This is a genomic window from Streptomyces sp. NPDC050842, assembly GCF_044456565.1.
Lineage (GTDB): Bacteria > Actinomycetota > Actinomycetes > Streptomycetales > Streptomycetaceae > Streptomyces.
In genome coordinates, this window is sequence record NZ_JBITGA010000011.1 from 108,981 (window position 1) to 135,438 (window position 26,458).

24 protein-coding genes and 4 pseudogenes are annotated in these 26,458 nt (G+C 72.1%); 10 read left to right on the top strand and 18 right to left on the bottom strand.

The genetic code is table 11. The features are described from left to right. Positions 1–123: 123 nt before the first annotated feature. A complete protein-coding gene (locus ACIBG6_RS31870; RefSeq protein ID WP_399226188.1) occupies positions 124–633 on the top strand; it encodes an SgcJ/EcaC family oxidoreductase in 510 nt (169 codons plus the stop codon). Here ACIBG6_RS31870 and ACIBG6_RS31875 read toward each other — a convergent pair. From ACIBG6_RS31875 to ACIBG6_RS31885, 3 genes and pseudogenes are all read right to left on the bottom strand, one after another. Beyond that, positions 596–1,762 (bottom strand): annotated as a pseudogene (locus tag ACIBG6_RS31875) (ATP-binding protein). The gene ACIBG6_RS31870 and the pseudogene ACIBG6_RS31875 overlap by 38 nt on opposite strands. Beyond that, positions 1,739–1,825: pseudogene (locus tag ACIBG6_RS31880) on the bottom strand (DNA-binding response regulator); the annotation flags it as partial. The pseudogenes ACIBG6_RS31880 and ACIBG6_RS31875, both read right to left, overlap by 24 nt. A 382-nt stretch (positions 1,826–2,207) precedes the next feature. After that, a complete protein-coding gene (locus ACIBG6_RS31885; RefSeq protein WP_399226189.1) occupies positions 2,208–2,600 on the bottom strand; it encodes a MerR family transcriptional regulator in 393 nt (130 codons plus the stop codon). A 49-nt stretch (positions 2,601–2,649) separates the two neighbouring features. Between ACIBG6_RS31885 and ACIBG6_RS31890 the strand changes: the two genes are divergently transcribed. Together ACIBG6_RS31890 and ACIBG6_RS31895 are read left to right on the top strand one after the other, a co-directional pair. Continuing rightward, entirely contained in the window at positions 2,650–3,948 is a 1,299-nt protein-coding gene (locus ACIBG6_RS31890) for an MFS transporter (protein ID WP_399226190.1), read from the top strand. Beyond that, the gene (locus ACIBG6_RS31895; protein ID WP_399226191.1) at positions 3,945–4,952 is read left to right on the top strand and encodes an NADP-dependent oxidoreductase; all 1,008 of its coding nucleotides are present in this window, start codon (positions 3,945–3,947) and stop codon (positions 4,950–4,952) included. Before ACIBG6_RS31890 ends, ACIBG6_RS31895 begins: the two co-directional genes overlap by 4 nt. A gap of 119 nt (positions 4,953–5,071) precedes the next feature. Here ACIBG6_RS31895 and ACIBG6_RS31900 read toward each other — a convergent pair whose 3' ends face one another. Beyond that, on the bottom strand, positions 5,072–5,674 hold the full coding sequence (locus ACIBG6_RS31900) for a recombinase family protein (RefSeq protein WP_399226192.1): 603 nt from the start codon (positions 5,672–5,674) through the stop codon (positions 5,072–5,074). A gap of 169 nt (positions 5,675–5,843) precedes the next feature. Continuing rightward, positions 5,844–6,419, bottom strand: a complete 576-nt coding sequence (locus ACIBG6_RS31905) for a TetR/AcrR family transcriptional regulator (protein ID WP_399226193.1) — start codon at positions 6,417–6,419, stop codon at positions 5,844–5,846. A gap of 117 nt (positions 6,420–6,536) precedes the next feature. Here ACIBG6_RS31905 and ACIBG6_RS31910 point away from each other — a divergent pair, with 117 nt between their 5' ends. Continuing rightward, positions 6,537–7,463 carry an NmrA/HSCARG family protein gene (locus ACIBG6_RS31910; RefSeq protein ID WP_399226194.1) on the top strand — a complete coding sequence of 309 codons (927 nt, stop codon included), beginning with the start codon at positions 6,537–6,539 and terminating at the stop codon, positions 7,461–7,463. After that, on the top strand, positions 7,460–8,356 hold the full coding sequence (locus tag ACIBG6_RS31915; RefSeq protein WP_399226195.1) for an LLM class flavin-dependent oxidoreductase: 897 nt from the start codon (positions 7,460–7,462) through the stop codon (positions 8,354–8,356). Before ACIBG6_RS31910 ends, ACIBG6_RS31915 begins: the two co-directional genes overlap by 4 nt. On the opposite strand, the pseudogene ACIBG6_RS31920 reads toward ACIBG6_RS31915, so the two are convergent. The 10 genes and pseudogenes from ACIBG6_RS31920 to ACIBG6_RS31965 all read right to left on the bottom strand — a co-directional run. Continuing rightward, positions 8,346–8,492 (bottom strand): annotated as a pseudogene (locus ACIBG6_RS31920) (hypothetical protein); the annotation flags it as partial. The gene ACIBG6_RS31915 and the pseudogene ACIBG6_RS31920 overlap by 11 nt on opposite strands. Position 8,493: 1 nt before the next feature. Further along, a pseudogene (locus tag ACIBG6_RS31925) lies at positions 8,494–8,798 on the bottom strand (response regulator transcription factor); the annotation flags it as partial. Positions 8,799–8,832: 34 nt separating this feature from the next. Further along, positions 8,833–9,318, bottom strand: coding sequence for an SAM-dependent methyltransferase (locus tag ACIBG6_RS31930; protein WP_399226196.1), 486 nt, complete (start codon positions 9,316–9,318; stop codon positions 8,833–8,835). A 93-nt stretch (positions 9,319–9,411) separates the two neighbouring features. Further along, on the bottom strand, positions 9,412–9,807 hold the full coding sequence (locus tag ACIBG6_RS31935; RefSeq protein WP_399226197.1) for a hypothetical protein: 396 nt from the start codon (positions 9,805–9,807) through the stop codon (positions 9,412–9,414). An 80-nt stretch (positions 9,808–9,887) separates the two neighbouring features. Beyond that, positions 9,888–11,621: a tetratricopeptide repeat protein gene (locus ACIBG6_RS31940; RefSeq protein ID WP_399226198.1), complete on the bottom strand. Its 1,734-nt coding sequence runs from the start codon at positions 11,619–11,621 to the stop codon at positions 9,888–9,890. A gap of 88 nt (positions 11,622–11,709) precedes the next feature. Next, positions 11,710–12,381, bottom strand: a complete 672-nt coding sequence (locus tag ACIBG6_RS31945; RefSeq protein ID WP_399226199.1) for a 4'-phosphopantetheinyl transferase — start codon at positions 12,379–12,381, stop codon at positions 11,710–11,712. A gap of 51 nt (positions 12,382–12,432) precedes the next feature. Continuing rightward, the gene (locus tag ACIBG6_RS31950) at positions 12,433–13,740 is read right to left on the bottom strand and encodes a hypothetical protein (RefSeq protein ID WP_399226200.1); all 1,308 of its coding nucleotides are present in this window, start codon (positions 13,738–13,740) and stop codon (positions 12,433–12,435) included. Between the two features lie 159 nt (positions 13,741–13,899). Beyond that, positions 13,900–15,336, bottom strand: a complete 1,437-nt coding sequence (locus ACIBG6_RS31955; protein ID WP_399226201.1) for a DEAD/DEAH box helicase — start codon at positions 15,334–15,336, stop codon at positions 13,900–13,902. Between the two features lie 288 nt (positions 15,337–15,624). Further along, positions 15,625–15,828 (bottom strand): cold-shock protein, encoded by a 204-nt coding sequence (locus ACIBG6_RS31960; protein WP_024760785.1) that lies wholly within the window; start codon positions 15,826–15,828, stop codon positions 15,625–15,627. A gap of 252 nt (positions 15,829–16,080) precedes the next feature. Then, entirely contained in the window at positions 16,081–17,163 is a 1,083-nt protein-coding gene (locus ACIBG6_RS31965; protein WP_399226202.1) for an AI-2E family transporter, read from the bottom strand. 297 nt (positions 17,164–17,460) lie between these two features. Here ACIBG6_RS31965 and ACIBG6_RS31970 point away from each other — a divergent pair, with 297 nt between their 5' ends. Both ACIBG6_RS31970 and ACIBG6_RS31975 read left to right on the top strand, forming a co-directional pair. Continuing rightward, a complete protein-coding gene (locus tag ACIBG6_RS31970; RefSeq protein ID WP_399226358.1) occupies positions 17,461–19,242 on the top strand; it encodes a bifunctional serine/threonine-protein kinase/glutamate ABC transporter substrate-binding protein in 1,782 nt (593 codons plus the stop codon). A gap of 95 nt (positions 19,243–19,337) precedes the next feature. Next, positions 19,338–20,069 carry a hypothetical protein gene (locus ACIBG6_RS31975; protein ID WP_399226203.1) on the top strand — a complete coding sequence of 244 codons (732 nt, stop codon included), beginning with the start codon at positions 19,338–19,340 and terminating at the stop codon, positions 20,067–20,069. Here ACIBG6_RS31975 and ACIBG6_RS31980 read toward each other — a convergent pair. The 3 genes from ACIBG6_RS31980 to ACIBG6_RS31990 are packed head-to-tail and all read right to left on the bottom strand — an operon-like array spanning position 20,066 to position 21,915. Beyond that, positions 20,066–20,731 carry a 4'-phosphopantetheinyl transferase family protein gene (locus ACIBG6_RS31980; RefSeq protein WP_399226204.1) on the bottom strand — a complete coding sequence of 222 codons (666 nt, stop codon included), beginning with the start codon at positions 20,729–20,731 and terminating at the stop codon, positions 20,066–20,068. The genes ACIBG6_RS31975 and ACIBG6_RS31980 overlap by 4 nt on opposite strands. A gap of 10 nt (positions 20,732–20,741) precedes the next feature. After that, complete coding sequence (locus ACIBG6_RS31985) at positions 20,742–21,005, bottom strand: acyl carrier protein (protein ID WP_384146290.1); 264 nt, start codon at positions 21,003–21,005, stop codon at positions 20,742–20,744. A 49-nt stretch (positions 21,006–21,054) separates the two neighbouring features. Beyond that, a complete protein-coding gene (locus tag ACIBG6_RS31990; protein WP_399226205.1) occupies positions 21,055–21,915 on the bottom strand; it encodes a hypothetical protein in 861 nt (286 codons plus the stop codon). A 327-nt stretch (positions 21,916–22,242) separates the two neighbouring features. Between ACIBG6_RS31990 and ACIBG6_RS31995 the strand changes: the two genes are divergently transcribed. The 3 genes from ACIBG6_RS31995 to ACIBG6_RS32005 are packed head-to-tail and all read left to right on the top strand — an operon-like array spanning position 22,243 to position 26,458. Next, the gene (locus ACIBG6_RS31995) at positions 22,243–23,334 is read left to right on the top strand and encodes a phytanoyl-CoA dioxygenase family protein (RefSeq protein WP_399226206.1); all 1,092 of its coding nucleotides are present in this window, start codon (positions 22,243–22,245) and stop codon (positions 23,332–23,334) included. Next, a complete protein-coding gene (locus tag ACIBG6_RS32000; protein ID WP_399226207.1) occupies positions 23,316–24,656 on the top strand; it encodes a DUF6271 family protein in 1,341 nt (446 codons plus the stop codon). Before ACIBG6_RS31995 ends, ACIBG6_RS32000 begins: the two co-directional genes overlap by 19 nt. Next, positions 24,650–26,458, top strand: a complete 1,809-nt coding sequence (locus ACIBG6_RS32005) for a condensation domain-containing protein (protein ID WP_399226208.1) — start codon at positions 24,650–24,652, stop codon at positions 26,456–26,458. The genes ACIBG6_RS32000 and ACIBG6_RS32005 overlap by 7 nt, the downstream gene beginning before the upstream one ends.

Sequence of the window (26,458 nt, forward strand, 5' to 3'; positions counted from 1 at the left end):
CTTTCCCGAGTCTTGTCCGGGCTTTTGCCGTCCCCTGGACGGGCGTTGAACCGTCCGCCGCCAGAGTGGCAACACCCGAACCGGTCAGCGTTCGGGAGACGTCCACTCGCCGCAGGAGCCCCGATGACGCCCAAGTCCCGTATCCGTGCCGCCCTTGCCGCCTCGCTCGCCGTGGCGGCACTCGGCACCTTCGCCGCCGGGGTCGGGGTGGCCGGGGAGAAGGACGGCCGACAGCACGACCGCGCCGGCGAGCGGGAGATCGCCGCGCTCTTCGACCAGTGGAACGCGGCGCTGCTGACCGGCGACCCGAAGAAGGTCACCGCCCGGTACGCCGAGGACGCCGTCCTGCTGCCGACCGCCTCTCCCCGGATCCGTACCGACCACGCGGAGATAGCCGACTACTTCGCGCACTTCCTTCAGAAGAAGCCGCGCGGCGAGAAGCTCCGCTCGGTGATACACGTCCTCGACCGGAACTCGGCGCTCGACGCCGGTCTCTACCGCTTCCACCTCACCGACCCGAAGACCGGCGTCACCAAGGCCGTCGACGCCCGCTACACGTACCAGTACGAGAAGCGCGACGGCCGGTGGCTGATCGTCAACCACCACTCCTCGGTGCTCCCGGCCGAGGGCTGATCCGCCGGGGTGCCACGGCCGCCGTCCGCGGGCCGATCCGTACGCACAGGCCGCCGCCGGGCGCGTCCCGCAGGGCGACCCAGCCGCCGTCGTCCGTCACCGGCTGCTTGACGATGGCCAGGCCGAGACCGGAGCCCGTACGGCCGGTCAGGCCCTGGCCGCGCCAGAACCGGTCGAAGGCGCGGGCCTGTTCGGCTGCGGACATGCCGGGGCCCTGGTCGAGGACCTCCAGGACCGCTTCCTCCGGGCCGCACGTCTCCACCCGTACGGTGATCGTCCCCCGGTCCGATGAGACCTCCAGGGCGTTGGAGAGGACGTTGTAAAGGACCTGGTGGCTCATCCGGACCACCTCGGCGGTCGCCTGGTCGACGTCCTCCCGGACGAACTCGTCGTCGACCCCGTCCGCGATGTTGTCGAGCGCGAGCCGCAGCGCGGTCAGCGGGGTGCGCAGCTGGTGCGAGGCGTCCGCGACGAAGATGCGCTGCGAGGCAACGAGCGTGTCGAGACGCTCGGCGCCCTGGTTGAGCGTCCGGGCCAGGGTCCGCGTCTCCCGCGGTCCCGTGACCGGCGAGCGGGCTGTCACATCACCGTCCCCGAGCCGATTGGCCATGTCGTCGAGCTGGCGCAGCGGTTTGGTCAGCAGCCGGGCCACGACGGCGCCGAGCCCGGCCGCGACCGCGAGCACGCCGACCGCGAGGATCGCCCGGAAGCCCCAGATCCGCCACAGCCGGTCCGTCAGGTCGGCGGTCGCGTACCGGATGCGCACGGCGCCCACGCTCCGCTCCTCCTACCCCGTCGGCCCCCCGCGCCGCAGGGCCTCGCCGATCGCCGGGTCGTCCGGTCGCGCGGGAAGGGGCAGCGGCGGCACCGCGTTCCTGCCGTCGGCCGCCACCACCTCCACCGTCCCCGGTGTCTCGTCCGCGTACGCCCCCGCCATCCGGGCGAGCCCCTGCCGGGCGGGTTCGTCGCCGTCACCGAGCAGCAGCGCCATCGTGGTCGCCTCGCGCCGTACGGACTCCTCGGTGTCGCCGCGGAGTTGGGCGGTCAGCGTGAAGGCGACCGGCACCGTGAAGGCGGCGAGCGCGACGCCGACGAGCGCGACGTAGCTGACGATCAGCCGGAACCCCACCCCACGTACCGCCTCGATGGCCACCGCACCGGCCAACTTCCACCGCGACGCGGCCACATGGACGTGGCCGTGTTCTCGTATAGCTGCCGCCACCCGTCATGTAGCGCTGAGTGACTATGCGGGGGCTGCGGTCGCGCTGCTGGAGGGCGGCGAAGTCGGCGTGCGCCGTCTCGACGGCCTTCGGGTACGCCTGGGTCTTCTCGTGCTCGGCGAGCGCCCGGTAGATGCTGGAGAGGCTGGGGCTCTGTCCCTTGCGGCGGCCGGTGGGGACGAGCAGGTCGGGCTGAATCAGCTCGACGGACTCTCGGCACGTGGATCTCGGTCGCCCTGCCCGGCGAGTATGGCAGCGACGACGAGCTGTTCGACGACGAGGCGATCGCCCTTCGGACCGTACCGCCGATCGACGGCTGAGCCGGGTCTGGGCCCGTTCGGGCGGTCGGGCGGCTCAGGTGCCCGTTGGACCGTGGCTGACCCGGGTGGCGCGGAGTCGTCGCAGGTGCTGCTGTACGGCGTTCCGGCTGAGGCTCAGGCACTTGACCTGGCTGTCGAGCCGGGCGAATTCGGCGGCGAACAGTGCGACCAGGTCGTCGTCTCCGTCGTCTGTCTCGTCCCCGTCCATCGGGTCCAGTTGTCTGTCGCGGAGCAGCGGCAGGATCAGCCTGGTCGGCAGTCCTGATCTGACCAGGCTGCTCACCAGCGTTGCCTGTTCGACGTCCGCCTCCTGGTAGTGCCGGTAGCCGCTCGGTGCGCGCTGCGGTGTCAGCAGCCCCCGCTCCTCGTAGTACCGCAGCATCCGGATCGGAATCTGGGTACGCCTGGACAGCTCGCCAATCCGCATAAACCGCTCCTTGACTCTCACATGAATGTGAGACTTTACGGTACTGGCCATGACCCCTCAACACTCCGGACCCACAGGAGAAGCGGCGCCCCGGCTGCCCTGGCGAGCACTACTTCTCCTCTCCGGCGCGGCCTTCGCCACCGTCACCACCGAACTGCTGCCCGCGAGCCTGCTGCTGCAGCTCAGCGACGGCCTCGACATCACGCCCGCGACCGCCGGCGGACTGGTCGGCGCCTGGGCCTTGACGATCGCCGTCGCCAGCGTCCCGCTGACCCGGCTGACCGCACGGGTACCGCGCCGGCGGCTCTTCCCCGTCATCCTGCTGCTGCTCGCCCTGGCGACCACCGGCACCGCGCTCGCCCCCTCGTACGGATGGGCGTTCACCAGCCGGATCACCGCCGCCGCCGCGCACGGCCTCTTCTGGTCCCTGCTCGTGCCGACGGTGGCCACGCTCGTCCCGCCGGCGCGGATCGGCCGGGCGGTCTCGGTCGTGCTGGCCGGGCCCGCAATGGCCAGCATCGTCGGCATTCCGCTCGGCGCCACCGTCGGCGCCGCGCTCGGCTGGCGGATCTCCTTCGCCGCGTTGGCGGCGCTGCTCGCACTGGCGGCCCTAGGCATCCGTACCCTGCCGCTGTCGGACACGCCCCAGCAGGCAGTACGGCAGGAAGGCCGCGACCCAGCGCTGTGGATCGTGCTCGGCGTCGCGCTGGCCGGAGGTCTCGTCATCACCGGCCACTTCCTGCTCTACACCTACATCGCGCCGCTGCTCCAACAATTCGGCGGGTACGACAACGCCACCAGCGGCATACTGCTGTTCGTCTTCGGGGCGGCCGGGGTGGTCGGCACCCTCGGGGCCGGATCGCTCTCTGACCGGTTCCCACGGCAGGCGCTCGGCTGGGTCAGTGCAGCCTTCGCCGGTAGCGCCGCCTCACTGCTCCTACTCGATCTCCATCTCGCCGTGGCAGTCGTGGTGATCGCCGGCTGGGGTGTACTCATCGGGTTGCTGCCACCGGTCTTCCAGATGCACCTGCTGCGGATCGCCTCCCCCGGTCGGGAGGCCACCTCCGGGGCGATCGGCATCACCGTGCTCAACCTCGGGATCGCCACCGGGGCGACGCTCGGCGGGGCGGTACTCGACAACTGGCAGGCCGGTGCCCTACCCGCCGTCGCGGCCGTCGTCATCGCCATCGCCACCGTCGGGCTGGTGGTCAACGGTCTCCGGGGCCAGCGCACCGCGGGTGGTGCCGGAGCCGAGCACACCGCAGACGCTGTCCCGGACGGTGACCACCCCGGAAGCGCAGCGGCGCCGGATCGCAGCGCCGCCGAAGCCGGCGGGGTGCGGTCGTGACGGCCGCCGTACCAGGGAGCGCGGCCGACGCGGCCACACCCGCCCCTGACCTGATCCGCGCCAGCGTCATGGAGCGGTTCGGCGCACCCCAGGTGCTGCGTACGGTCCGGCTCCCACGACCCACACGAGCATCCGGACACGCCCTGGTCCGGGTACACGCGGCCTCGGTGAACTACGGCGAGACGAAGATCCGTCGGGGACTCGTACCGGAACTCGGGCCGCCACCGTTGGTGCTCGGCTCGGACCTCTCCGGCACGGTTGTCGAGGCCGAGCCGGGCGGCAGGTTCCGGGTCGGTGACGAGGTCTACGGCATCCACTTCATCGGCACCTACGCCGAGTACGTCTCAGTACCGGAGGCGAGTCTGGCGACCAAACCCGTGACCGTGGACCATGTAAGCGCGGCAGCGCTGCCGGTCGCGGCGCGCACCGCACTCGTCGCCATCTCCGAGTACGCAGCCCTGCGCGATGGTCAGCGGATCCTGATCCACGCCGCGGCCGGCGGCGTCGGCCACCTCGCGGCGCAGCTCGCCCGGCACCGAGGCGCCTACGTTTTCGGCACGGCCCGGACCGCGCACCACCCGTTCCTCCGCGACCTCGGGGTGAACGAACCGATCGACTACACCAGGGTGGACTTCCGGAGCGTGGTCCGCGACGTCGACGTCGTCCTCGACCTCGTCGGCGGCGAGTACGGACAACGCTCCCTCGACTGCCTCCGCCCGGGCGGCCTCCTGATCGGCGCGGCCCTGGACCCAGGCGTGACCGAGGAGGAGGCCGACCGACGGGGCCGGCGGTACCGCTGGCTAGGCGAGGCGCGGATGGCCCAGCCCCTCGACGTGGTACGTGACCTCGTTGACGCGGGACGGCTCAAGGTCCACGTGGAGCGGACCTATTCACTGTCCGAACTGCCCGCCGCGCATGCCCACGCCGAATCCGGCCGGGTTACCGGGAAGCTCGTCATCACGATCAACGACGAGCCGGCGGTCGGCTTGCCGACGCCGCCGTAGTTCGGCTCCCGGCCGCTGCCGCTACGGCCCGGTCCCCAGCTTTCGCACACCGAACACAACTTCGCACAGCCCCCGCAGGGTCAGGCAGCCCCGGCGCATGACTGCGCCGGGGCCGTGTTTCACGAGCGAACGCTGAGCACGGTGTGCAGCATGTCGTCTGTGATGACCGGCGGCCGGCCGCCGTGGTTGCCCTTGCGGGCCGCGGCGTCCAGCCCTTCGAGGGTGGACTCTCGGATGTTCTCCCGCTCCGTCTCCGCCATCGCCGCGAAGAACCCGAACAGCGGACGGCCCGGCCCGCTGGGGTGGTACATCCCTTGGAGGGGTCCGGCGAGCATTTCCAGGACCAGGCCGTGGGCGGTCAGGTGGTCGGCGAGCGCTGTCAGCTCTGCGGCGTCGCGTCCCAGCCTCTTCATCTCGCTCACCGTGAAGATGACCCGGCAGTGCGGAGCGTGGGATTTGATCTCCCTCGCGGCGGCGAGCGCGGCCTCGAACTGCGGGCGGACCCGGACCCGGGTGCTGATCTTCTCGGCGAAGATCTTGTCCCGCGGGATGCCGGGTCCGGCGAGTGCGTCGAGCTGCGACTGGAGTTCCTGGGTGAAGCTGGAGCACCTCGCGTACCCGATGCGAATGTCCGCGGTCGGGGTGTCCGGGTCGATGGGCGCGGGCGCCGGGGTGCCGGGCCGCCACGGCTGGCCCGGGCCGCGGTCGGCGGGGGAGGGCACGCGCAGGAGTTTCGCGAGCCGGGGCACCTTCGTGAAGCGGCCGGTGTGATGGACGCCGGCGACCGCGCCGGCGCGCGAGCGGCAGGGCGAACCTGGCGATGCGTCACAACGTGGGCAGGGGTGGCGCTCGACGTCGTCCGCTCCGGACACGAGTGCGTGAGAACCCGGGTCAGCGCGTGCGGACGCCGTCGATGGCGATCGCCAGCAGGAGGTCGGCCTCGGCCGGGCCGTCGGCGTCCTGCTCGGTAGCCAGTGCAATGGCGCCGACGAGCTTCAGCAGCTGAGTGATGGTGATCCCGGAGCGCACGACACCCGCCGCTCGGGCGTGCGAAAGGAGGGCGTCTCCGGCAGTGGTGATCATGTCGTGGCAGGTCTCGCCCAGCGCTGGGTCTCCTTCGCGCATCAGCGACGCCCCCAATCCGCGGTTGGCCACGGCGTGCGCGCCGACGGCGCGAAGCCAGGTGGACAGCGCCTGGCCCGGGTCGGGTTCACCGAGAAGGGCATCCGCCTTCGCGCACAAGGTCTCCACGCGCCCCTTGAAGACCGACTCCAGGAGTGTCTGGCGGGAGGGGAAGTGACGGTGCAGCGTGGCCGAGCCGACACCGGCGCGGCGTGCGACCTCCTCCAAGGAGGCGTCGGCGCCATGCTCGGCGATCAGGGCCCCGGCGGCGGCCACGATCTTCTCGACATTGCGGCGGGCGTCGGCACGCATCGGCCGGCGGGGTTGGGCGGCGTCCTTCGACACGGGCGCTCCTGCAGCTTGATAAGTGGGGTGTCCCTCCATATCGTAGCGAACGATAAATGGAGGGCCGCCCCACTTACTGGTCGGCTCCCCTTCCGCATGGACGCGATGGAGAAGACCATGAAGTTGAGCCACAAGACCTTCGTGGTGGCGGGAGCGACCGGTCTGCAGGGCAGGGCCGTGACGCATCACCTGCTCCGGGACGGCTGGCAGGTGCGCGCACTGACGCGTGACCCGCACGGGGCGCAGGCCCACGCACTGGCGCAGGCCGGGGCACAGGTCGTGCGGGCACAGATGGAGGATGTCGACTCCCTGACCGCCGCAGCCGAGGGTGCCTGGGGCCTGTTCAGTGTCCAGCCCACCGTCGGCTCGCCCGGCACCGCGCCGGACTTCAGCGCCGAGGACGAGGTGCGCTGGGGTGTGAACGTCGCCGAGGCCGCGCACGCCGCAGGCATCGGGCACTTCGTCTTCACGTCGGTCGCCGAAGCGGACCGGCACCTTGACGAGAAGCTGCCGGTGAACCTGGTCAGCAAGTGGCGGATCGAGCAGCACATCGCCGCGCTCGGCCTGCCCTCGACGATCCTCAGGCCGGTGTCCTTCATGGAGAACTTCACCGGCGGATACGCGCTGCGGGACGGGAATCTGTCCACCGGGCTCGCGCCGGAGGTCCCGCAGCAGATCATGGCCGTCGACGATGTCGGCGCCGTGGCGGCGCTGGCGTTCTCCCGGCCGAAGGAGTGGATCGGCCGGGAGGTCTCGCTGGCGGGGGACGAACTCACGCCGGTTCAGATCGCCGTGGCCATCGGGAAGGCGCTCGGCATACCGCTGCCCTACGTCCAGGTCCCGATCGACGCGATTCGGGCCCTGAGCGAAGACTTCGCCTACGCCAACGAGTGGCTCAACGCATACGGCTACCGCGCCGACATTCCCGCCACCCGGAAGATCCACCCCGCCGCGATGGACTTCGGCACCTGGCTGGAGCGAACCGGTGCGTCCCAGATCGCCGCCTTCCTGGACTCCACGCGCACCGCAGGGCAGGACGCGTGAGCGCCCGCACCCACGGCCTCGGACGCATCGGAATCTGGGCGGGGGACTTCGACCAGCTCTCCGCACCCGGGGTTCGTCAGGCCGCCGCCGTGATCGAGGACCTCGGCTACGGCACCTTGTGGTTCCCCGAGATCATGGGACGGGAGGCCATGGCGCAGGCCCCGATCCTCCTGTCGGTCACCCAACGCATGACCGTGGCCGCCGGCATGACCGACATCTACGCCCGCGACCCGGTCACGGCCGCCGCCGCACAGCGCACCCTGGAGGAGGCATACCCCGGGCGGTTCCTGCTCAGCCTGTGGGACAGCCACCCCAGCCTGGCCCAGGACATCCGCGGCCACCGCTTCGGCCCGCCCCTGGCCACCATGCGCTCCTACCTCGACGCGCTGGACACCGCCCCGTTCGGGCCACCCGACACGGCTGCCTCACCGCAGCACCGCGTACTCGCCGCCCTGGATCCCGACATGCTCGCCCTTGCCGCCGAACGCGCCCGGGGCGCAACGGTCCTTGGCATGCCCATCGAGTACACCCGCAGCGCCAGGGCCATCCTCGGAGACGACGGCCTGTTGGCCATCACCCAGATGTGCGTGCTCAGCCACGACCATGCGGACACCGCCGAGCTGGCCCGCACCACGGCCGCGGCCGCCCTGCCGAACCGCCGCGAACTGCTGCGAGGACTCGGATACGAGAACCCGGACGCGCTCGACGACCGGCTGGTGGTGGGGAATCCTGAAAGCCGTCGCCTCCAGCTCAGGACTGCTGATGACGAAGGCGAGCCTTATCTGTCGCTGCCATCCTCGTCCTCGTCCTGGAGTCGTGGACCTCGGTACGCACAGCCCGCCCAAGTTCTTCGATCGCCCGGTACGTCGGGTGCTTGGGGCCGCCGCGGGTGAACCGGCGCAGGACCTGCTCGGCTTCGGCGGTGCCCAGGCGCAGGGCGGTGGTTACTTCACGATCTGGTCGTACTGCTGGGCGATCAGATCCCAGGCGATCGTCTTGGTGGAGAGCACCGGTCCCAGGTTCGGCCAGTGCGGTCGAGGCTCAGCCGCGTGCCGTAACCCTGCGGTCCCGAAGGCCTGTTATCGGGTCGTGTCCGCCGGAGCACGGCCCGGATCCGGGCGATCACCTCGCGCACCCCGAAGGGCTTGGACGGCAGACGTCCAGACCGTCGGTGTCGGGCAGCCCGAGATCGAGGAGGACGAGGTCGTACGGGGTGGTGACGGCGAGCGCCGCGGCTCCCGTGGTCACCCACTTCACCTCGAACCCGTAGCGCAGCAACCCGCGCCGCAGGGACTCCGCGATCGGCTCGTCGTCTTCCACCAGCAGTACACGCACACACGAGACCCTGGTGCGCGTGCCGTACGTCAGTTCACCAGTAGCGGCGCATGATCTCGTCGGCCCACGCGGGCTGGGTGGTCGGCCCCTGGGGGCCGAACTCGGCCATGTACGGCTTGATGTCGAGTACGGGCGTGCCGTCGACGGCGTCCAGGCCCCGCACATGGAGGTCAAGGCCGTCGGTACGGATCAGGCGACAGCGCGAGACGCCGAGGCGGTTGGGGCGGTTCTTGCCGCGCTGGGCGAAGATCCCGACGAGCGGCCACTCCGTGTTGCCGCGCGGGTGGCGGGCCCCGGTCTCGACCGCGTCCGGCTTCACGCGGTCGAAGTGGTAGACGACCTCCAGGTGCGAGAAGGCGTCGAGACCGGCCAGCGCCTCGGGGCCGAAGGCCTCCGCGTCCAGCCGGATCACCGATTCGACGTCGCCCCACTCGTCGTCGCGCACCTCGTCCCGCCCGCCGACGACACGCCCCACCGGGTGCGAGACGACCGTCTCCGGGGCGCTCTGCTCCTGTGCCATGCGGTTCCTCACTCCTCGCCCGTGGGACGGCCCTCGTCCGTACGTGATCATGACGACGGTACTCCCGTCGGTGACGGGGTGGGGGTACGACGGTCAGATCCCCGGCCCGTACCCCGGATCAGGGCCCTGCTTCGGGTGCCAGACCGCGTCGAGGCCCCAGAGCCCGAGCGCGACGACGGCCAGGCAGACGAGCGCCGCCGCCCACGGCCGCAGGCGCCGCGTGGCCGCCGCCCAGGTCAGGGGCGGGACGGCGAAACCGGCGAGGAGGATCAGCGGCAGTTCGACGAGGACGGTGCTCCAGTCGGTGTCCTGGTCCTCGAAGCCGCCGTCGTAGCTGTACTCGGCCCGGGGCATCGCGTAGGCCGCCGCGATCAGGACACCGGCGACGGCGAGGAGACAGCCGACGCTGTTCAGCACCCGCTCGTCGCGCTCGCCGCTCTCGGCGGCCCCGTCGCCCCCGGCGCTCTCCGGTCGGTCCTCGAAGCTCATGTCGGGTACGGACGCCGGCCGCCGCCGCGCGGTTCCCCAGTCCGGCCGCGACCCCGGCCCCTCCTCCCGCTGCCGTTCGGTCACCTTCCCGGCTTCGGCCCGCGGCGGCGCAGGTCATCCGCCGCCCGCGCCGTCTCCCGGGCGGCTTCGCGGTGGCCGCGCTTGCGCAGGTACCAGGCGAGCCAGGCGAGGGAGTCGGCGAGCGCGGCGACGTCGTTGCTCGGATGGATCCGGTCCAGGGACCGCAGCAGCCGGACGGTCTCCGTCGTGGCGCGCACGGCCTCGTCGGGCCGTTCGACGCGGGCCAGCCGGAGCGCGAGGTTGGACAGGGCGTGGAGAAGGCCGGGCAGGTGCGTCTCCGGGTCCCGGCGGTGGAGACGGCGCTGGAGGCCGGCGGCCTGCTCCGCGACGGCGAGCGCCTCGTCGTGCCGGTCGCTGTCGGTGAGCCGGATGCCGAGGTTGTTCAGCGCACGGGCGAACTCGCCCTCGTACGCGGCCGGGTCGGTGTGCGCGAGTTGCCGGTAGAGCGCCACGGCCTCCGTCGCGGGCGCGACGGCGTCGCGGTGACGCCCGAGGACCGCGAGCCGGCTGCCCAGGCTGTCCGCGGCCTCGGCGAGGAGGGGCCGGACGACGTCCGGTGCGGCGGCGAGTCGGCGCCTGCACAGGTGGACGGCCTCGTCTGCGGCTTCGAGCGCCTCCGTCCGGCGGCCGGCCCAGGCGCGTACGAGCCCGAGGTTGTGGAGGGTCCGGGCCAGGGCGACGGCACTGCGGGGGCTGCCGTCGGCGGCTGCCGCGCGGGCGAGCGCCACGGCCTCGGCCAGGAGCTCCGCGGCGAGGTCCACCCGGCCGGAATCCGCCAGGGCCAGACCGCGTGCGGTGAGCCGGTCCACCTCGCCGAGGGGATCGGCGCCCTCCCGTTCGATGCCTCCCTCCCGGGTGACCCGGTAGCCGTGGCCGCCGAGGAGACGATCGAGGAAGGCGGCGGCCCGGGGCTCGCGCGCGGCGATCTCGGCGCGGAGCGCCGCCACTTCGGCGAAGTAGGGGGCGGCCTCCTGGGTGCGTCCGAGGCCGGTGAGGGTGCGGGCCGCCGCGAAGGCGACCGCCGCGTGCTCGGCGAGCTCCCCCGTGTCCCGCGCCCCGGCCGTGCGTGCCGGGCCCGCGGTCTCGCTCCCGCTCTCGCGCTCGCTCTCTCGGTACGTGCCGACCGCCGCCAGCAGCGCGTCGAGCGCCTCGGGTTGACGGCCCATCTCGCCCAGTTTGATGCCGAGGTCCCCGAGGGCGGAGGCGAGTTCGTGCCGGCCGGCTCCGCTCGCCCGGTCCACGAGGGAGCGTCGTATCTCCACGGCTTCGGTGATCCGGTCGAGTGCCTCGTGGTGGCGTCCCGTCTCGGCGAGCTGGTTGCCGAGGTTCACCAGGGCGGCGGCCAGTTCTCCGCGGCTGCCTTCGACTCGGGCCTCCACGATGCGGCGCCAGAGTGCGACCGCTTCGTGCGCCACGGCGTACGCCTCCTCGCGCCGTCCCATGACGCCGAAGCCGAGGGCCTGTCGGTGCAACGCGACGGCCAGGCCGACGAGAGGGGGATCCGGCGCGTCGTCGGCCAGTCCCCGGTACACCCGGGCCGCCTCGCCCAGGACCCCGATCGACTCCTCGTGACGGTCCGGGTCACCGGCGAGCACGGACCCCAAGGCCAGGAGGGCGTAGGCGAGTTCGGGGAGATGGCGGGCGGGGTCGGCGGCCGCCGCGCGCCGCAGCGCGGCGACGGTCCGCTCGGCCTCGCCCGTCGCGTCCGTCTCCGGTGTCTCCCCGTACGGCATGGCGCTCCCCCTTGCCCGAAAGGATTGGGAGAGCAACGATCCCTGACGCCCGTGAATTCCCGATGAAGAGACCTCCCGCCGGGGCGGGTTACCGGGTCAGGACGATCGCCGTGATCACCAGTCCGCCCCTAGCGAGCCAGCGCCCGGTGAAATGTTCCCGCGGGGTGCCGTCGACCGTCGGCCCGGGTACGAGCAGCCGCGCGTCGAAGGTGCCCGCGCGGCCGTTCCCGTCGTCCGGGGTGAACTCGACCACCGCCTCGTCGAAGTCCAACTCGCGCCCGGTCAGCGGGTACCAGGTCTTGAAGACGCTCTCCTTGGCGCTGAAGAGGAGCTTCTCCCAGGAGACCCCCGGATCCCTGACCTCCAGGGAGGCCAGGTGACGGCGTTCCTCGGGCAGGGACACCACCCCGAGGACGCCGTCCGGCAGGGACTCGGCCGGCTCGGCGTCTATGCCGAGCGACACGACGTCCGTCGACCGGGCCACCGCGGCGGCCCGGTAGCCCTCGCAGTGGGTCATGCTTCCGGCGATGCCCGCCGGCCACCGCGGCTCCCCGCGCGGGCCCGGTGTCAGGGGCCCCACGGGCACCCCGAACCGGCCCAGCGCGAGCCGCGCGCAGAGCCGGACGGTGGCGAACTCCTGCCGCCGCTTCGCCACCGCGTTGGCGACGAGCGCCGTCTCCTCGGGGAAGAGCGTGACCGATTCGGAGTCGTCGAGGCGCCACGCAGTGGCGACCGACCCGGGCACGAGCTCGCCGATCATGGTGTTCCCTCCGCGTACGGGGTGATCACGGGGTGGTGACGGGCCTGACCGTCAGGCCGGGTTCTTCACGTCCGCGACGTAGTTCGCGCCGCCGAGGCAGTCGCGGATCTCGTAGCGGGGCGCGGACGTCCCGGTCCACCGGAGGAAGCCGGTGGCGCCGGTCGCGGACGTCATGTCGATGAATCGGCATCCGTCGTAGATGAGCTTGCCGTTGGTGGTGGCGACGGCGCTCGTCCCCACCTGGTGCGAACCCATCAGCGCGCAGTCGGTGTACCGGACCGTCGGGCCGCGGTCGCCGTTCGCGTTGAAGGCGTACGTGTGCGTGACGGCGTCCGGCGCCCACGACTTGAAGCTCAGCGCGGTGTCGTCGCACGACACGAAGCTGATGTTGCCCTTGTACCAGCGGGAGTCGATCACCTTGTGGCCGAGGCCGCGCAGCTCGAAGCGGATGCCCTGGGCGTACAGGCGCATGGTGGAGTCGGCGCGGGTGGGCGCGTCCGAGGTGAGCTGGAAGAACGTGCCGTTCGACGCGGCGTCGGTGAGGATGTAGGACCCGCCGATGAAGTTCATCGAGCCGCCGCGGTTGTTCTTCACGAACACCCCGGACTGGTACTCGACCTTGCAGTCGCGGAACCAGTAGTTGAGGAACTGGTCCTGCTGGGTCGCGGCCGGGGTCATCCCCATGACGAGGAACGCGTCGGAGTAGGAGCCGCCGACCTGGCAACGGTCCCAGCCCATCTCGCTGTTCAGGTTGGAGGTGGTGGCGGGGCCGTCGAGGCCGATGCCGCGCTTCCAGCTGCCGCGCCACTCGACGTCGGTGTACCAGGTGTCCTGCACGCCGTAGGCGGCGGAGGAGTAGGCGTAGTTGAAGCTCGACGTGGCGTTCTCGCTGGTGAAGGTCAGCCCGGAGATCCGGATGTTCTTGTAGCGCTGGTAGTTGGTCCACAGCGTCGTGTCGTTCGCGGTCGGCGCGTACACGATGCGGGACAGCCGCTTGCCGTAGCCGGTGATCGAGACGCCGTCGACGATGCCGCCGCCGCCCTCGCCGTTCACGTTGGGCAGGAGCGAGTCGGGCTGGGTCAGCAGGTAGGTGCCGGGCGGGATGACCAGCACCTTCTTCGGGACGGCCCCCGAGATCGGGTCCGGCTGGAAGGAGGCGAGCACCTCCGCCGCGGCCGCGCGGAAGGCGGCGTCGCTGGCGGTGGCGCCGGTCGGGTCCGCGCCCTTGCTGATGACGTCGACGCTGTACGGGTCGTCCCCCGCGCCCGCGGCGTACGCCGGGCTTCCGCCGAGCGCCATCACGCCCGCGGCCCCCGCGCCGGCCGTCGCCATTCCGCGTATGAGCGAACGTCGATCCATGTTCCCGGTCATTCGTAACCCCCCATAGTCGTGATCATGAAACAGACGGGACATACGATCACGACTCCGGCGCGGAAGCAAGACCGTTCCGCTCCGCAGGACCCTTCGGAACGGGGCCTGTTGGGCTCCCGGCCCCCCACCCGGCCCCCTCCGGCGGCCTCAGGCGCCGCGGCGGATCCGGGCGGCCTGGCGGGCCTCGGCCTGCTTGCGGGCCTCGGCGGAGCGGCGGGATTCGTTCTTGGCGCGGCCGGGCTTGCCGGGGACGGTGCCCATGCCGCGGAAGGCCGCGCCGCGCGGGGAGCGTTCGGGGGTGACGGGCGCGTTTCCTCCGATGGCGACGCCGGAGGGGGTCTTGGCGCCGGTGATCCGGCTCAGTTCGGCCTCGCCGGAGCGGACCTGGGTGATCTGCGGCCGGATGCCCGCGTCGGTCATGAGGCGGGCCACGTCCTTGCGCTGGTCCGGCGTGACCAGGGTGACGACGCTGCCGGTCTCGCCGGCCCGCGCCGTGCGGCCGCCGCGGTGGAGGTAGTCCTTGTGGTCGGCGGGCGGGTCGACGTTGACGACGAGGTCGAGGTCCTCGATGTGGATGCCGCGGGCCGCGACGTTCGTCGCGACGAGGACGGTGACGACGCCCGTCCTGAACCGCTCCAGGGTGTGGATCCGCTGCGGCTGCGACTTGCCGCCGTGCAGCGCCGCCGCGCGGACACCGCTGCCGAGGAGGTGGCGGGTGAACCGGTCGACGGCGTGCTTGGTGTCCAGGAACATGAGCACCCGGCCGTCGCGGGCGGCGATCTCCGTGGCGGTGGCGTACTTGTCGGGTCCGTGGACCTGGAGGACGTGGTGTTCCATCGTGGTGACGGCGCCGGCCGAGGGATCGACGGAGTGGACCACCGGGTCGTCGAGGTACGTGCGGACCAGCAGGTCGACGTTGTGGTCGAGGGTGGCCGAGAAGAGCAGGTGCTGTCCGCCGGGCCGCATCTGGTCGAGCAGCTCGGTGACCTGGGGCATGAAGCCGAGGTCGGTCATCTGGTCGGCCTCGTCGAGGACGGTGATCCGCACCTGGTCGAGGTGGCAGTCGCGGCGCTCGACGAGGTCCATGAGGCGACCGGGGGTGGCGACGAGGACCTCGACGCCCTCCCTCAGCGCGACGACCTGCTTGTTGATCGACACGCCGCCGAAGACGGTCGCCGTCCGCAGCTTCAGGGCCTTGGCGTACGGCTCGATGGCGGCGGTGACCTGCTGGGCGAGCTCGCGCGTGGGGACGAGGACCAGGGCCAGCGGCCTCTTGGCGTCGGCGCGCCGGCCGGCCGTGCGGGCGAGGAGCGCGAGACCGAAGGCGAGCGTCTTGCCGGAGCCGGTGCGCGCGCGTCCGAGGACGTCGCGGCCCGCGAGGGCGTTCGGCAGGGTCGCGGACTGGATCGGGAACGGCGTGGTGACACCGAGGTCGGTCAGCGTCCGCAGGACCTCCGCCGGGAGTTCCATGGCGTCGAAGGTGTCGGCGGGCGGCAGGGCCGGCGTGATGGTGTCCGGCAGCGCGAACTCACCCTTGACGGGTGCGGCGCGGCGGGTGTCGTTCGTACGGTCCGAGCGGTTCATGGGGGCCTTCCTCGATGCGGCGATGCTGAGATGCGGCGCGTATCGAGGAATCCACGGCATGAATGCGCCGGAGGAATTGCAGGAACGGGCCGAGAACAGTACCTGTACGGATCCGGGCACATCCGTACGATGCGGTACCTCGTCACGGCATCCGGTGTCGGAATGCCATGGGGGACCCGGGCGGGCGGCGGTCTGCGGCCCGCGGCGGGCTTCAGGCCCGGTAAACGCGACGGCCGGTGCCCCCCACCCTGGGGGTGGGGGGCACCGGCCGCGTCAAGCGAGTCAAGCTTAGGCGGGGGTGATGTTCTCCGCCTGCGGGCCCTTCTGGCCCTGCGTGACGTCGAAGTTCACCTTCTGGCCCTCCTGCAGCTCACGGAAGCCGGAGGACGCGATGTTCGAGTAGTGGGCGAAGACGTCGGGGCCGCCACCCTCCTGCTCGATGAAGCCGAAGCCCTTTTCCGAGTTGAACCACTTAACGGTGCCGGTAGCCATGCGATATCTCCTTCGAGGCATTACCCGGAATTCACACTGCGTGAATCCCGGCGTCGCCGCGATGATTGCCCCGTCCGGAAAAAGCACCGAAAATACAAAAAGTGCTCTGACGGTAACGAACCCGCCTAAGCACTTGAAGTCTATGGGAACCACAACTGCAACTGATAACTACTGTATCACGTAATGGGCCGGAGGGCTCTTTGGGGCGGAACTTCTTTCGTTTCGCGTGTCGGCCAGGCCCCCGCGGCCCCGTCACGGCAGGCCCGTGGCCCCGTCACGGGCCGTCCCGCGCGCCTCGCGCAGCGCCGTGTGGACGGACCAGACCACCGACACCAGAGGCACGGCCACCACCGCGCCCACGATGCCGGCCGCGATCGAGCCCGCGATGACCGAGACGGCCACCACCAAGGGGTGCAGCCGCACGGCCCAGCTCATGACGAGCGGGTGCAGCAGGTGTCCCTCGATCTGGCCCATCACCACGATCAGGCCGCTCACGATCAGCGCCACCACCGGGCCCTGCGACGCGAGCGCCACCACGGCGGCGACGGCGAGGGCGATGGGCGAGCCGATCAGGGGGACGAAGGCGGCGACGAACTCCAGGAGGGCGAGCGGGACGGCCAGCGGGACCCCGAGGAGCCAGAGCGCGAGGCCGACCAGGACCGCGTTCGTGGCGGCGACCAGCACGATCCCGTGCGTGTAGCCGGTGAAGGTGCGCCAGGCCGCGCGCCCCGCGATCCCCACCCGGCCCCGTACCGACCTGGGCAGCTGCTCCTGGAACCAGGCCCACTGCCGGTCCCCCGCGTGGACGAAGAACACGGCGGAGAACAGGGCCAGAGCCAGGGTCGTGAGGACGGCCACCACATGGCCCGCGCCGCTCAGCGCCGTACTGACCAGGGCCGACCGGTGGCCGGACAGGAACTGACCGATCCTGGCCTGCATGTCGGACAGCGCCTCCGGGTGCAGCCGGAACGGCGGCCGCTCCAGCCAGTCCTCGATCCGGCCGATGCCCTCCCTGAACTCGCGCACCAGCGTCGTCCGCTCCCCCGCGACGGCCTCGCCGACCAGCGTGAGCACGCCGAGGACGAGCGCGATGCCGCCGAGCAGGGTGAGGGCGACCGCCAGCGGCCGGGGCAGACCCTTGGCGACGATGTCGGCGACGGGGCGCACCAGCGCGGTGATCACCAGGCCGAGGAAGAGGGCGACGCCGATCTCGTGGAAGCGGCCGAGGACGGCGAACAGGCTGTAGACGAGCAGGCCGACGATCAGCAGCCGCCACGCGTACGCCGCGGCCGTGCGGAGGAACGGGGTCACCGGCGGTGCTGTGCCTGGCTGCATTTCGACGAGGTACCACCGGGGGCCCTCCGCGCCACGCCGCCGGCCCGACATTCGCCCGGTCAGCCGGGGGCCGCGCCCCGGCTGCGTACGAGGGGCAGGTACACCTCGTCGGTGATCTCGACGAGGACGTCGTCGGGTGCGGTGGTATCGGGGCGCGGGAGACCGGAACGCCCTCGGTCAACTCCCTTCGCTCCGGGCCGATGTGGCAGAGTCGGGACGGGTTCGGGGTGAGGGGGCTGCGTGGCGCGAGTGGTCGACGGTCGGTTCGAGCTGGTGGCACGGCTCGGCGGTGGCGGCATGGGAACGGTGTGGCGGGCGCGGGACACCGCCCTGCACCGCGAGGTCGCCCTCAAGGAGGTACGCCCGCCCGACCCCGCGCTGGCCGAGTACGACCCCGAGGGCGCCCGCGCCCTGCGCACCCGCGTCCTGCGCGAGGCGAGAGCCCTCGCCCGTATCGCCCACCCGCACGTGGCGACCATCCACCACATCGTGGACGGCGGCGAGGACACGTACCCCTGGCTCGTCATGGAGCTGGTCACCGGCGGCTCCCTCCAGGACCGGCTCGACCGGGGCCCGCTGTCGCCGGCCGAGACGGCCACGCTGGGGCGCGGGGTCCTGTCCGGGCTGCGGGCGGCGCACGCGGCGGGCATCCAGCACCGCGACATCAAGCCCGCGAACGTCCTGCTGCGACCGGACGGCCGGCCGGTCCTCACCGACTTCGGGATCGCGGCGATGCACGGCGCGACGGCGCTCACCGCCGCCGGTTCGATCATCGGCACCCCCGACTACATGGCGCCCGAGCGGGTCGGCGGCGAGGAGGGCGGCCCGGCCGCCGACCTCTGGTCGCTGGCGATGACGCTGTACGTCGCGGTGGAGGGGCACCATCCGCTGCGGCGTGCCAACACGCTGGCGACCCTCGCGGCCGTCCTCGGGGAGGACGTGCCGCCGCCGCGGAACGCGGGAGCGCTGACGCGGGTCCTGACGGACGTCCTGGTCCGGGACCCGGCGGCGCGACCGGACGCCGAGACGCTGGACCGGCTGCTCGCGGAGGTGGAGACGGGGGCGGAGGCGGAGGCGGAGACTGCCCCGGCGGCACCCGCCGCGCCCGGCACCCCCACCTCGTACCCGCTGGCTCCTCCCCTGCCCGCAGCTCCTCCCGGGGAGCCCGGGAAGCGCCGGGGCCCGGTGTACGCGGTGGCCGTCGTCGCGGTGGCGCTCTGCGGCGTACTCGTCTGGTCCCTGCTGCCCGACGGTGACGGTGACGGCGGCGATGACGGCAAGAAGGCGGGCGGCGCGCCGTCCTCCGTGGCGCCCTCCACGGCCCCGTCCGCGTCGACGTCCGCGTCCCCGTCTTCGTCGACGTCCTCCGACGGCTCCGGGATCACCATCGGCATCAAGTTCGACCAGCCCGGGTTCGGCTGGAAGAACCCGGACGGCACCTTCTCGGGCTTCGACGTGGACGTGGCGGCGTACGTCGCCCGCGCGCTCGGTCACGACCTCGCCGACGTCACGTGGAAGGAGGCCAGGAGCGCCACCCGCGAGTCCCTCCTCACCGGCGGTGAGGTCGACCTCGTCGTGGCCACGTACACGGTCAACGACCAGCGGAAGCGGCGCGTCGACTTCGTCGGCCCCTATCTCGTGGCCCATCAGGACGTCCTGCTGCGGGCGGCCGACACCGGCGTGACGCGCCCGGCGGACCTGAACGGCCGGAAGGTCTGCTCGGCGGTGGGCTCCACCTCCGCGCTCAACGTCCGGACGCTCGCCCCGCAGGCGCAGCTCCGGGAGTACGACAGTTACGCGCGCTGTGTCGACGATCTGGCGTCCGGCGCCGTCGACGCCGTCACCACCGACGATTCGCTCCTCGCCGGGTACGCCGCCCAGTCGGCGTTCAAGGGCAGGTTCAGGCTCGCCGGCTTCCGCACGACCGACGAGCCGTACGGCATCGGCCTCCCGAAGGGCAGCCCGCTCGCGTCGAAGGTCCGGTCCGCGCTGGAGCAGATGGTCTCCGACGGCTCCTGGCAGGCGGCCGTCCAGCGGAACCTTCCGCTCCTCCGCGCGGACGCGCCTCCGCTGGGGTAGCGCGGCGTGGCCTCCGGGGTCTCGTGTTCGGGTGATCGTCCGCTGCTAGTGTCCGGTGCGGGGCGTGTGTCCCGTCCCAGGGTGAGGAGGAGCCCATGAACGCCGCGGACGAAGGACGGCAGCAGCTGGACGCGGCCAGCGTCCTCAACGCCAAGAGAACGCTCCTCCAGCTCCTGGCCAGGGCCGGGGTCTGGTCCGGTGACGCCGAGGAGCTGATCGGTCTCGTGGAGGCCGGTGCCCTCGCCCTCGCCCACGCCGAGATCGGCGACAGCGGACGGAGCGGGCCGGGAGACAAGGGCGAGCTGTACGAGGCCGGCTGGCGTGACGGCACCCGGGCCGTCGCCGACGAACTCGCGGACATCGCCGAGCGCACGCTGCGTCACGCCCTCGCCCCCGATCCGACGGTGTCCTCGCCCGACGACCGTTCCCCGGTCGGGCGGGCGGAGATGGAGCGGGCGAAGGTCGCGATCACGCCGCTCTACCTCTCGTACACCGCCGTCTCCGACCTCGACCCCGACGCCACCGAGCAGGTGCTCACCGCCGTCCTCGGCACGATGAGCCCCCGGCAGCGCGCGGGGTACCCGGGTCGTCTGACGGAGTTCTCCACGGCCCATCACGCGCGTCTGGAGCGGCTGTACGCGGAGTACGGCCCCGGCAGCGCGATCGCGATCCACGGCCGCTACTCCCTCGTCCACTCCCCCACCAGCGTCGCCGTCCTGGAACGGCTCGCCGCCGCGCCGGATGCGCTGCACGAGGAGTGGGACGCCGCCGAGCTGCCGCCCGCGTGGCTGGACGGGCTGACCACGGCCTGGGGTTCCGCGGCCTAGCGAGATGCGCTCCGGCTCGGGTGGTCCACGACCTCCTGGTCGAGAGTGAACGTCTTCGCGGGGGCGGCGGCGGCCATCGCCACCACGGCCGCCCGGTGCGGGTCCGTCCATTCGAGGAGCCGGAGGCCTTCCCCGCCGGCTTTCAGCAGCGCTTCCGCGCGCACCCACAGGCGGAGCAGGGCCGCGCCCGGGTCCGGCCCGTCGGCGGCCGCCCGTACGTCGGCCTCGGGCAGGACCCGGCTCAGTACCGACAGGGGGCCCGGCCTGCGCGTGGAGGGTTCCACGTCGACGCCGACGGCGCCGGGGCCTACGGCCGCCGCGACCAGCCCGTCGGCGTGGCTGAGGCTGACGCCCACGCCGGGGTGGTCGCGCAGGTACGGGCGGCCGTGGCCGGTCCGCCCGCACCCGGTGCAGTACTGGGCCGGGGCCGACTCCTCCGGGGAAGCCCCGGTGAAACGGGCGACGCACAGCCGCAGCAGCAGCCGTGCGGCCAGGACGTCGTCCCGGCGGCTCGGCACCCGGACCGCGTCCAGCCGGCGCAGCTCCCACGGTGCGAGCAGTCCCTCGTGCAGCCGCGGGTGGGCGAGGACCTCGCCGGTGGTCGCGACGGCGGCCAGGGCCGTACGGGAGTCCCGGTCCGGCAGCGGGGCGCCGCCGGTCACGCGCGCGTGCTCACCCCGCGGCGGTCGCGCCGGGGGCGGCGGCCGTCGCGGACGGGGTCAGAAAGCGCCGCTCCACGCGGCTGAGGGTGCGGAAGTCGTCGATGGTGACTTCCTGGAGGTCGATGGTGTCGCCGGAGATCTCCTCCAGGAGGTCGATGAACTCCAGGAAGTCCATCGAGTCGATGAGCCGGGCCTCGATGAGGTCCTCGTCGACGTCGATCGGGCCGTCGAGGCCGGGGTTCTTCTCGTGGAGCCACTCGGCGATGCGTTCCATGGTGCGGGTCACTCCTTGCTGGTACGGGTGTTCCTGTCGTAGCGCTCGCTCAGGCGGCCTGGGCGGCGCGGAGTCGTACGAGGGCCTGCTCCGGGGTGCCGTGGGCGAGGATCATCGCGTGCACCCAGCGTTCGACACCGAAGGCGACGCAGGCGCTGTACGCGGGTCCCTCGGCGCCCGCCCGGATGTCCAGCCGCTCGCCGAAGAAGTTGCGGTGCCGGTTCACGGAGGCGATGGCCGTGCCGTCCGAGGCGCTGAACTCGTGCTTGACCGGGTCGAGCGCCATGAGGCGGGCCCGGGAGCCGCCCCGGTCGTAGAACGGGTCGTCGGCCGTGGCACGGGTCAGGTCGAGGCCCAGGAGTCCGGCCAGTTCCCCGACGAACTCGGCCCCCTTCTCGAGGTGTTCGACCGCGCCCTGCTTGGTGCCGAGGTACAGGACTTCCCGCATGTGGAAGCCCCAGAGGCGGCGCAGTCCGTCGTAGTGGGTCTCGTTGCGGAAGCAGCGGCCGGTCGCGGAGAGCCGCAGCCCGTCCTCGCCGACGTCCCGGCCCTCCAGGGAGAGCAGCAGGCCGTAGCAGGTGGCGGAGGGCAGCAGGTGGCCTGTCGGCCGCAGCGGCAGCTCTCCCGGATTCTCGCCGGCCGCCAGACCGTCGAGCGCCTCGGGGGTGAACCGCCCGGCGGAGACGCCGAGATGGGGGAAGTTGCGGAAGTAGTCCAGCTTGGCCAGGCCCTCCACGGACAGCAGCGGCGGACCGACCACCTCGGGGGCGGAGAGGCGTGCGGCCAGGCCGGTCAGCAGGTCGTCGAGGCCGTGCAGCAGGGCGGTGTGGACCGGATCCAGCGTGAGCAGCCCCGGACCGGGGTTCCTCAGACCGCCGTCCGGCAGGGCTGTGCTGCTGCTTGTACTCATGGAACCGCTCCCTCTCAGCGTGGGCGGACAGTCGGGGGCGTCGACAGGCGGGCAGGACGCATCTCCACGACGTGATGGTGTCGGTGCTGACGGCGCTGTCGCGACGGTCCGTACGTCCGGGGAATGGACCCTAGGCCAGCACTTCGCGACTTGTCTAGACCAAAGTCGGCGGGTCGGCGCGTGTCGTCAAGAGTTCGTTTCGATCTTCCGGACAAGTCAACTGTGCATATCGAGCCGACACTTGACAGCAGCTATGGTCTAAACCAATGCTGCTGCGTAATCCGCAGCGACCGTCCTCGGCCCTGACTCCCGTCTTGGAGGGACCACATGACGACCCCCGCTCCCCACGGCCGCTCGCGCCGTCCCCGTCTGCACCGGGCGGCGTCGGACCTTCCGTACTTCAGCGCCGACGGCGAGTCCTATCTGGCCCAGACCACCCTGCGGGAGCTGAAGAAGTCCCGCCCCCTGCGGGTGCTGTCCGAGGAGGACTTCGCCCACTGGCAGACGTACGGATACGTCATCGTCCGGGAGGCCATCACGGCCGAGGACGCCCGCAGACTCCTCGACTTCACCTGGGACTTCCAGGGGCTGGACCCGGACCGGCCGGACAGCTGGTACGAGGACCGGCCGTTCCGCTCCGAGCTGGACCAGCAGCTGCACGTGTACGGATTCGTCGAGGCGTACCACCACCAACTGCTCTGGAACAGCCGCCAGTCCCAGCGCGTGTACGACGCCTTCGTCGACGTGTGGGACTGCGAGGAGCTGTGGGTCACCCTGGACCGGCTCAACCTCAACCCGCCCAACGTCGGGAACCGCGACCGGGCCCTGATCGAGCCCACCGACCGGGGCTTCGACATCGAGCTGCACTGGGACATCGACACGACGCTCGGCGTCCCGCCGCAGCGGGTACAGGGGATCATCGCGCTCAACGACACCCGGCCCGAGACCGGCGGGTTCCAGTGCGACCCGGAACTGTTCCGGCGGTTCGAGGAGTGGAGGATCGCCCAGCCGGCCGGCCGGGACCCCCTCCGTCCCGCCGTGGACCGGGCCGAGTTCCCCGTCGAACGGCCCGAACTCCACCCCGGTGACCTGCTGATCTGGAACGGCCTCCTCGCCCACGGCGTGGCGCGCAACGCCTCCGAGAACGGGGTGCGGGCGGTCCAGTACCTGTCGATGATGCCGGCGCTCGAGGAGCACGAGAGACTGCGGCGCTCCCGGGTCGAATCCTGGCGGCACCTGCGGACCCCGCGCTGGAACCGCACGCTCGTCGGCGACCCGGTGCTGCACGAGTCCAAGCGCTACCCCACGGCCGAACTGACCGGGCTCGGCAGCCGCCTCCTCGGTCTCGCCTCGTGGCACGACACGGCAGCCGACGATCAGAGCCGAGACGGAGAACCGTCGTGCGCCGTGTCTGTCTGACCCTCCCCACCAACCGGGCGTGCTCCGACACCCTCAGGGCGGTCGCCGAGGAGGCCGCCTACGGCGCCCGCCGGTTCGGCGTCGAGGTGCACCTCCTGGTCCTGGACTCCTCCGAGGCACCGGTGCTCGCCGGACACCGCGAGACGGTCGACGGTCTGCCCCCGGCGCCGGGCGTGGTCGTCCACCACCTCGACGAGACCGAGCAGCGGGCCTTCCTGCGGGAGGTGATCGCGCGGTCCGACGTCGCCGCACCCGACCGGGTGCTCGACCTGATGCTGCCGTCCCGCGTGTCCTACGGCGCCTGCACCAACCGCGCCTTCCTCATCGCCGAGGCCCTGGGCTGCGCGTCGGTCCACCGCCGGGACTCCGACAGCCGCTACCAGTCCCTGCCCCGGTCCGACTCCGAGCGCCTGGACGGCGGCGGCAGCGAACCGGTCTTCCCGATCCACCACGAGCTGACGTCCCTGGGGCGGCGGGCCGCCGACGTGGCCGGGCTCGTGTCGCGGAGCAGGCTCGATCCCGCGTACGCGGACCGGCCGGTGGCCCTGGTCGGCGGCTCCTTCGTCGGCGAGATGTCCGTGGACGTCGAGGAGATCCGCCGGCTGGATCCCGCCGTCTACCACGACGTCGTCGGCCTGTCGGTCCCCGACGGCTATCCGGAGATCTGGCGCAGGAACCTCATCGCGGAATCGTTCCGCGGCGCCGGGACCACCCCCTTCACGAGCGACCTCACGACGCTCACCCGCGTCGGCCCCACGCGTGTCGACATGTGCAACATCGGCTTCACCCGCGAGGTCTACGGCCGGGTGCCGCTGCCTCCCGCCACCGACACCATCGGCAGCGACTACTTCCTCATCCACCTGGTCCACGACGCCCGGCTGCCCGGCGTCCTGCACAACCGCCACATCATCAACTTCCATACGGGTGAGCGTCGTTCCGACGCGGGCTTCCTCGCCTATCAGCGGCGGCTCGCGAAGTTCCTCCTGTCCACGCCGTACTTCGACGCCGTGTACGGGGGGATGGCTGCCGCCGGAGACGAGTTGCTCGATGCCGACGGCCAGGTCCGCGCGTCCGCCGTCGCCGGGTTCGTGAGGGACAGCACCCGGCTGGACCGCGTCGAGAACGCCGAGCGGCTCGATGTCGTCGACCGCTCGTTCCGCAAGCTCGGCGGACGCTACGCCGGGGCCGCCGACGTCCTCGCCGCCGAGCGCGAGCGACTCCTCGACGAGGCCCGCGCCGACATGGAGGAGTTCGCCCTCCTGATCGACGCCTGGGGCCCCCTGACCCGCTCCACGAAGTCCGTGAAAGGCATCACATGGTGAGTGAGCGAGCCACTTCGAGACTCAAGGACGTTCGCGCCCGCGCCCGCACCGTGACCGTCGCGTACGCGGGCGGCGAGGAGCGCCGTGGCCCCGTCACGATGGGGCAGGCCAACATGATCCGCTGCATCCTGCGGGACGAGCCCGCGCACATCAACATCCACGATGTGTGGCCGGTGCCCGCCGGGACCACGCTGGAAGCGGCCGTCGACGCCCTGCGCGCCCTCGCCGTCCGGCACGAGGCGCTGCGCACCACGTTCCCCCACGCCCCCGGCTCCACCCCTCGCGAGCAAGTCGTCTCCGCCGCGGGCGGGTTCACCGTCACCATCCTCGACCACGACGAACTCCCCGGCGAACCCTCCCTCTACGCCGAGTCGTTGGCGCGCGAGGCCCGCGACGAGCGCTTCCACCTGGACCGGGACTTCCCCCTCCGGGTGTCCCTGGTCGCCCTCGACGGCGCGCCCCTGTACGCCGCGCTCGCGGCCAGCCACGCGGTCACGGACATCAGCGCCCTCGCCGTCCTGAAGGAGGAATGGCTCGCGCTGCTGGACGGCGGGACACTCCCTCCGCAGACGGCGCTGACGCCGCTCGGCCTCGCCGCCGAGGAGGCGGCCCCGGCCGGGCTCCGCAAGTCCGCGGCGTCGCTGGGGTACTGGGAGCGGATCATCCGTACCGGACCGCAGGCCATGTTCGCGGAACCGGGCGCCGAAGGCACCGAGGTCCGCGCGCGCCAGCTCACCCTCCGGTCGCGGCGCGGCGCCCGCGCCCTGGCGCTCGTGGCGGAACGCACCGGCGGTCTGCCGGCGACGGTGCTGCTCACGGCCTGGTGCGCGCTCCTCGCGCACCGTACGGACCAGCCGGCCTGCGTGACCGCCGTCCCGACGTCCAACCGGTACGAGCCCCGCCTGACCCGCTCGGTGAACACCCTGTCCCAGGACGCCCTGCTCTGCCTCGACGTCCGGGTCCCGTCCTTCGACGTGCTCCTCAGCAAGGCCTGGGGGGCCGCGCTCAACGCCTACCGGCACAGCCGGTTCGACGCCGTGAGCCTGTGGGAGATGATCGGCAGGGCGACCTTCGAGCGCGGCAGCCGGTTCACCCGCGATGTCGCCTTCAACGACGTGAGCACCCTGCCCACCGCGCTGCCTTCCACGCTCCCCTCCGCCCACGACTCCTCCTCCCCCGGCGACGATGCCGTCATCGGCCCGGAACTGGAGCTCAGTTGGGGCGAGGACCAGGTGCTGCCGACCCGCGTCCTGACCTTCGTCCACGAGACGGACCCCCTGCTGCGCCTCGGCGTGTGGGCGGACCCCGCGCTGTTCACCCGGGAGCAGGCGGAGAGCTTCCTCGTCGGTCTGGTGCGTCTCCTGGAGGCGGCCGCCGCCGGGGACGTACCTCTGGACGCGCTCACCGAGGTGACGGGGGTCCGGCCGGTCGAGCGCGGCGCGGACTGGGAGCGGGTGGACGGCTCCTGGGTCTCGCCGCCCGCCGTGGCGGAGGCGCTGAGCCGGGCCCTCGACGGCGTACCCGTACACGTCACGACGGATCCCCCGCACACCGGCGGACCGGCGGAGGCGGATGCCGAGCGCAGCCTCACGGCGTACATCGCCTCGGGGGGCGCGCCCCTGACTCCGGCGGCGGCCCACGCCGCGTTCATGGACGCCCTCCCCGGCCGTCCCGGGCTGCTGGCTCCCCGCCGGTACGTGATCGTCCAGGGCCCGCCGGCGGAGGCCGACCGGAGCGGCGCCTGGCTCCGGCAGCAGATTCTCTCGGAAGGGACCGGCCGGGAACCGGCGGATGCGACATGA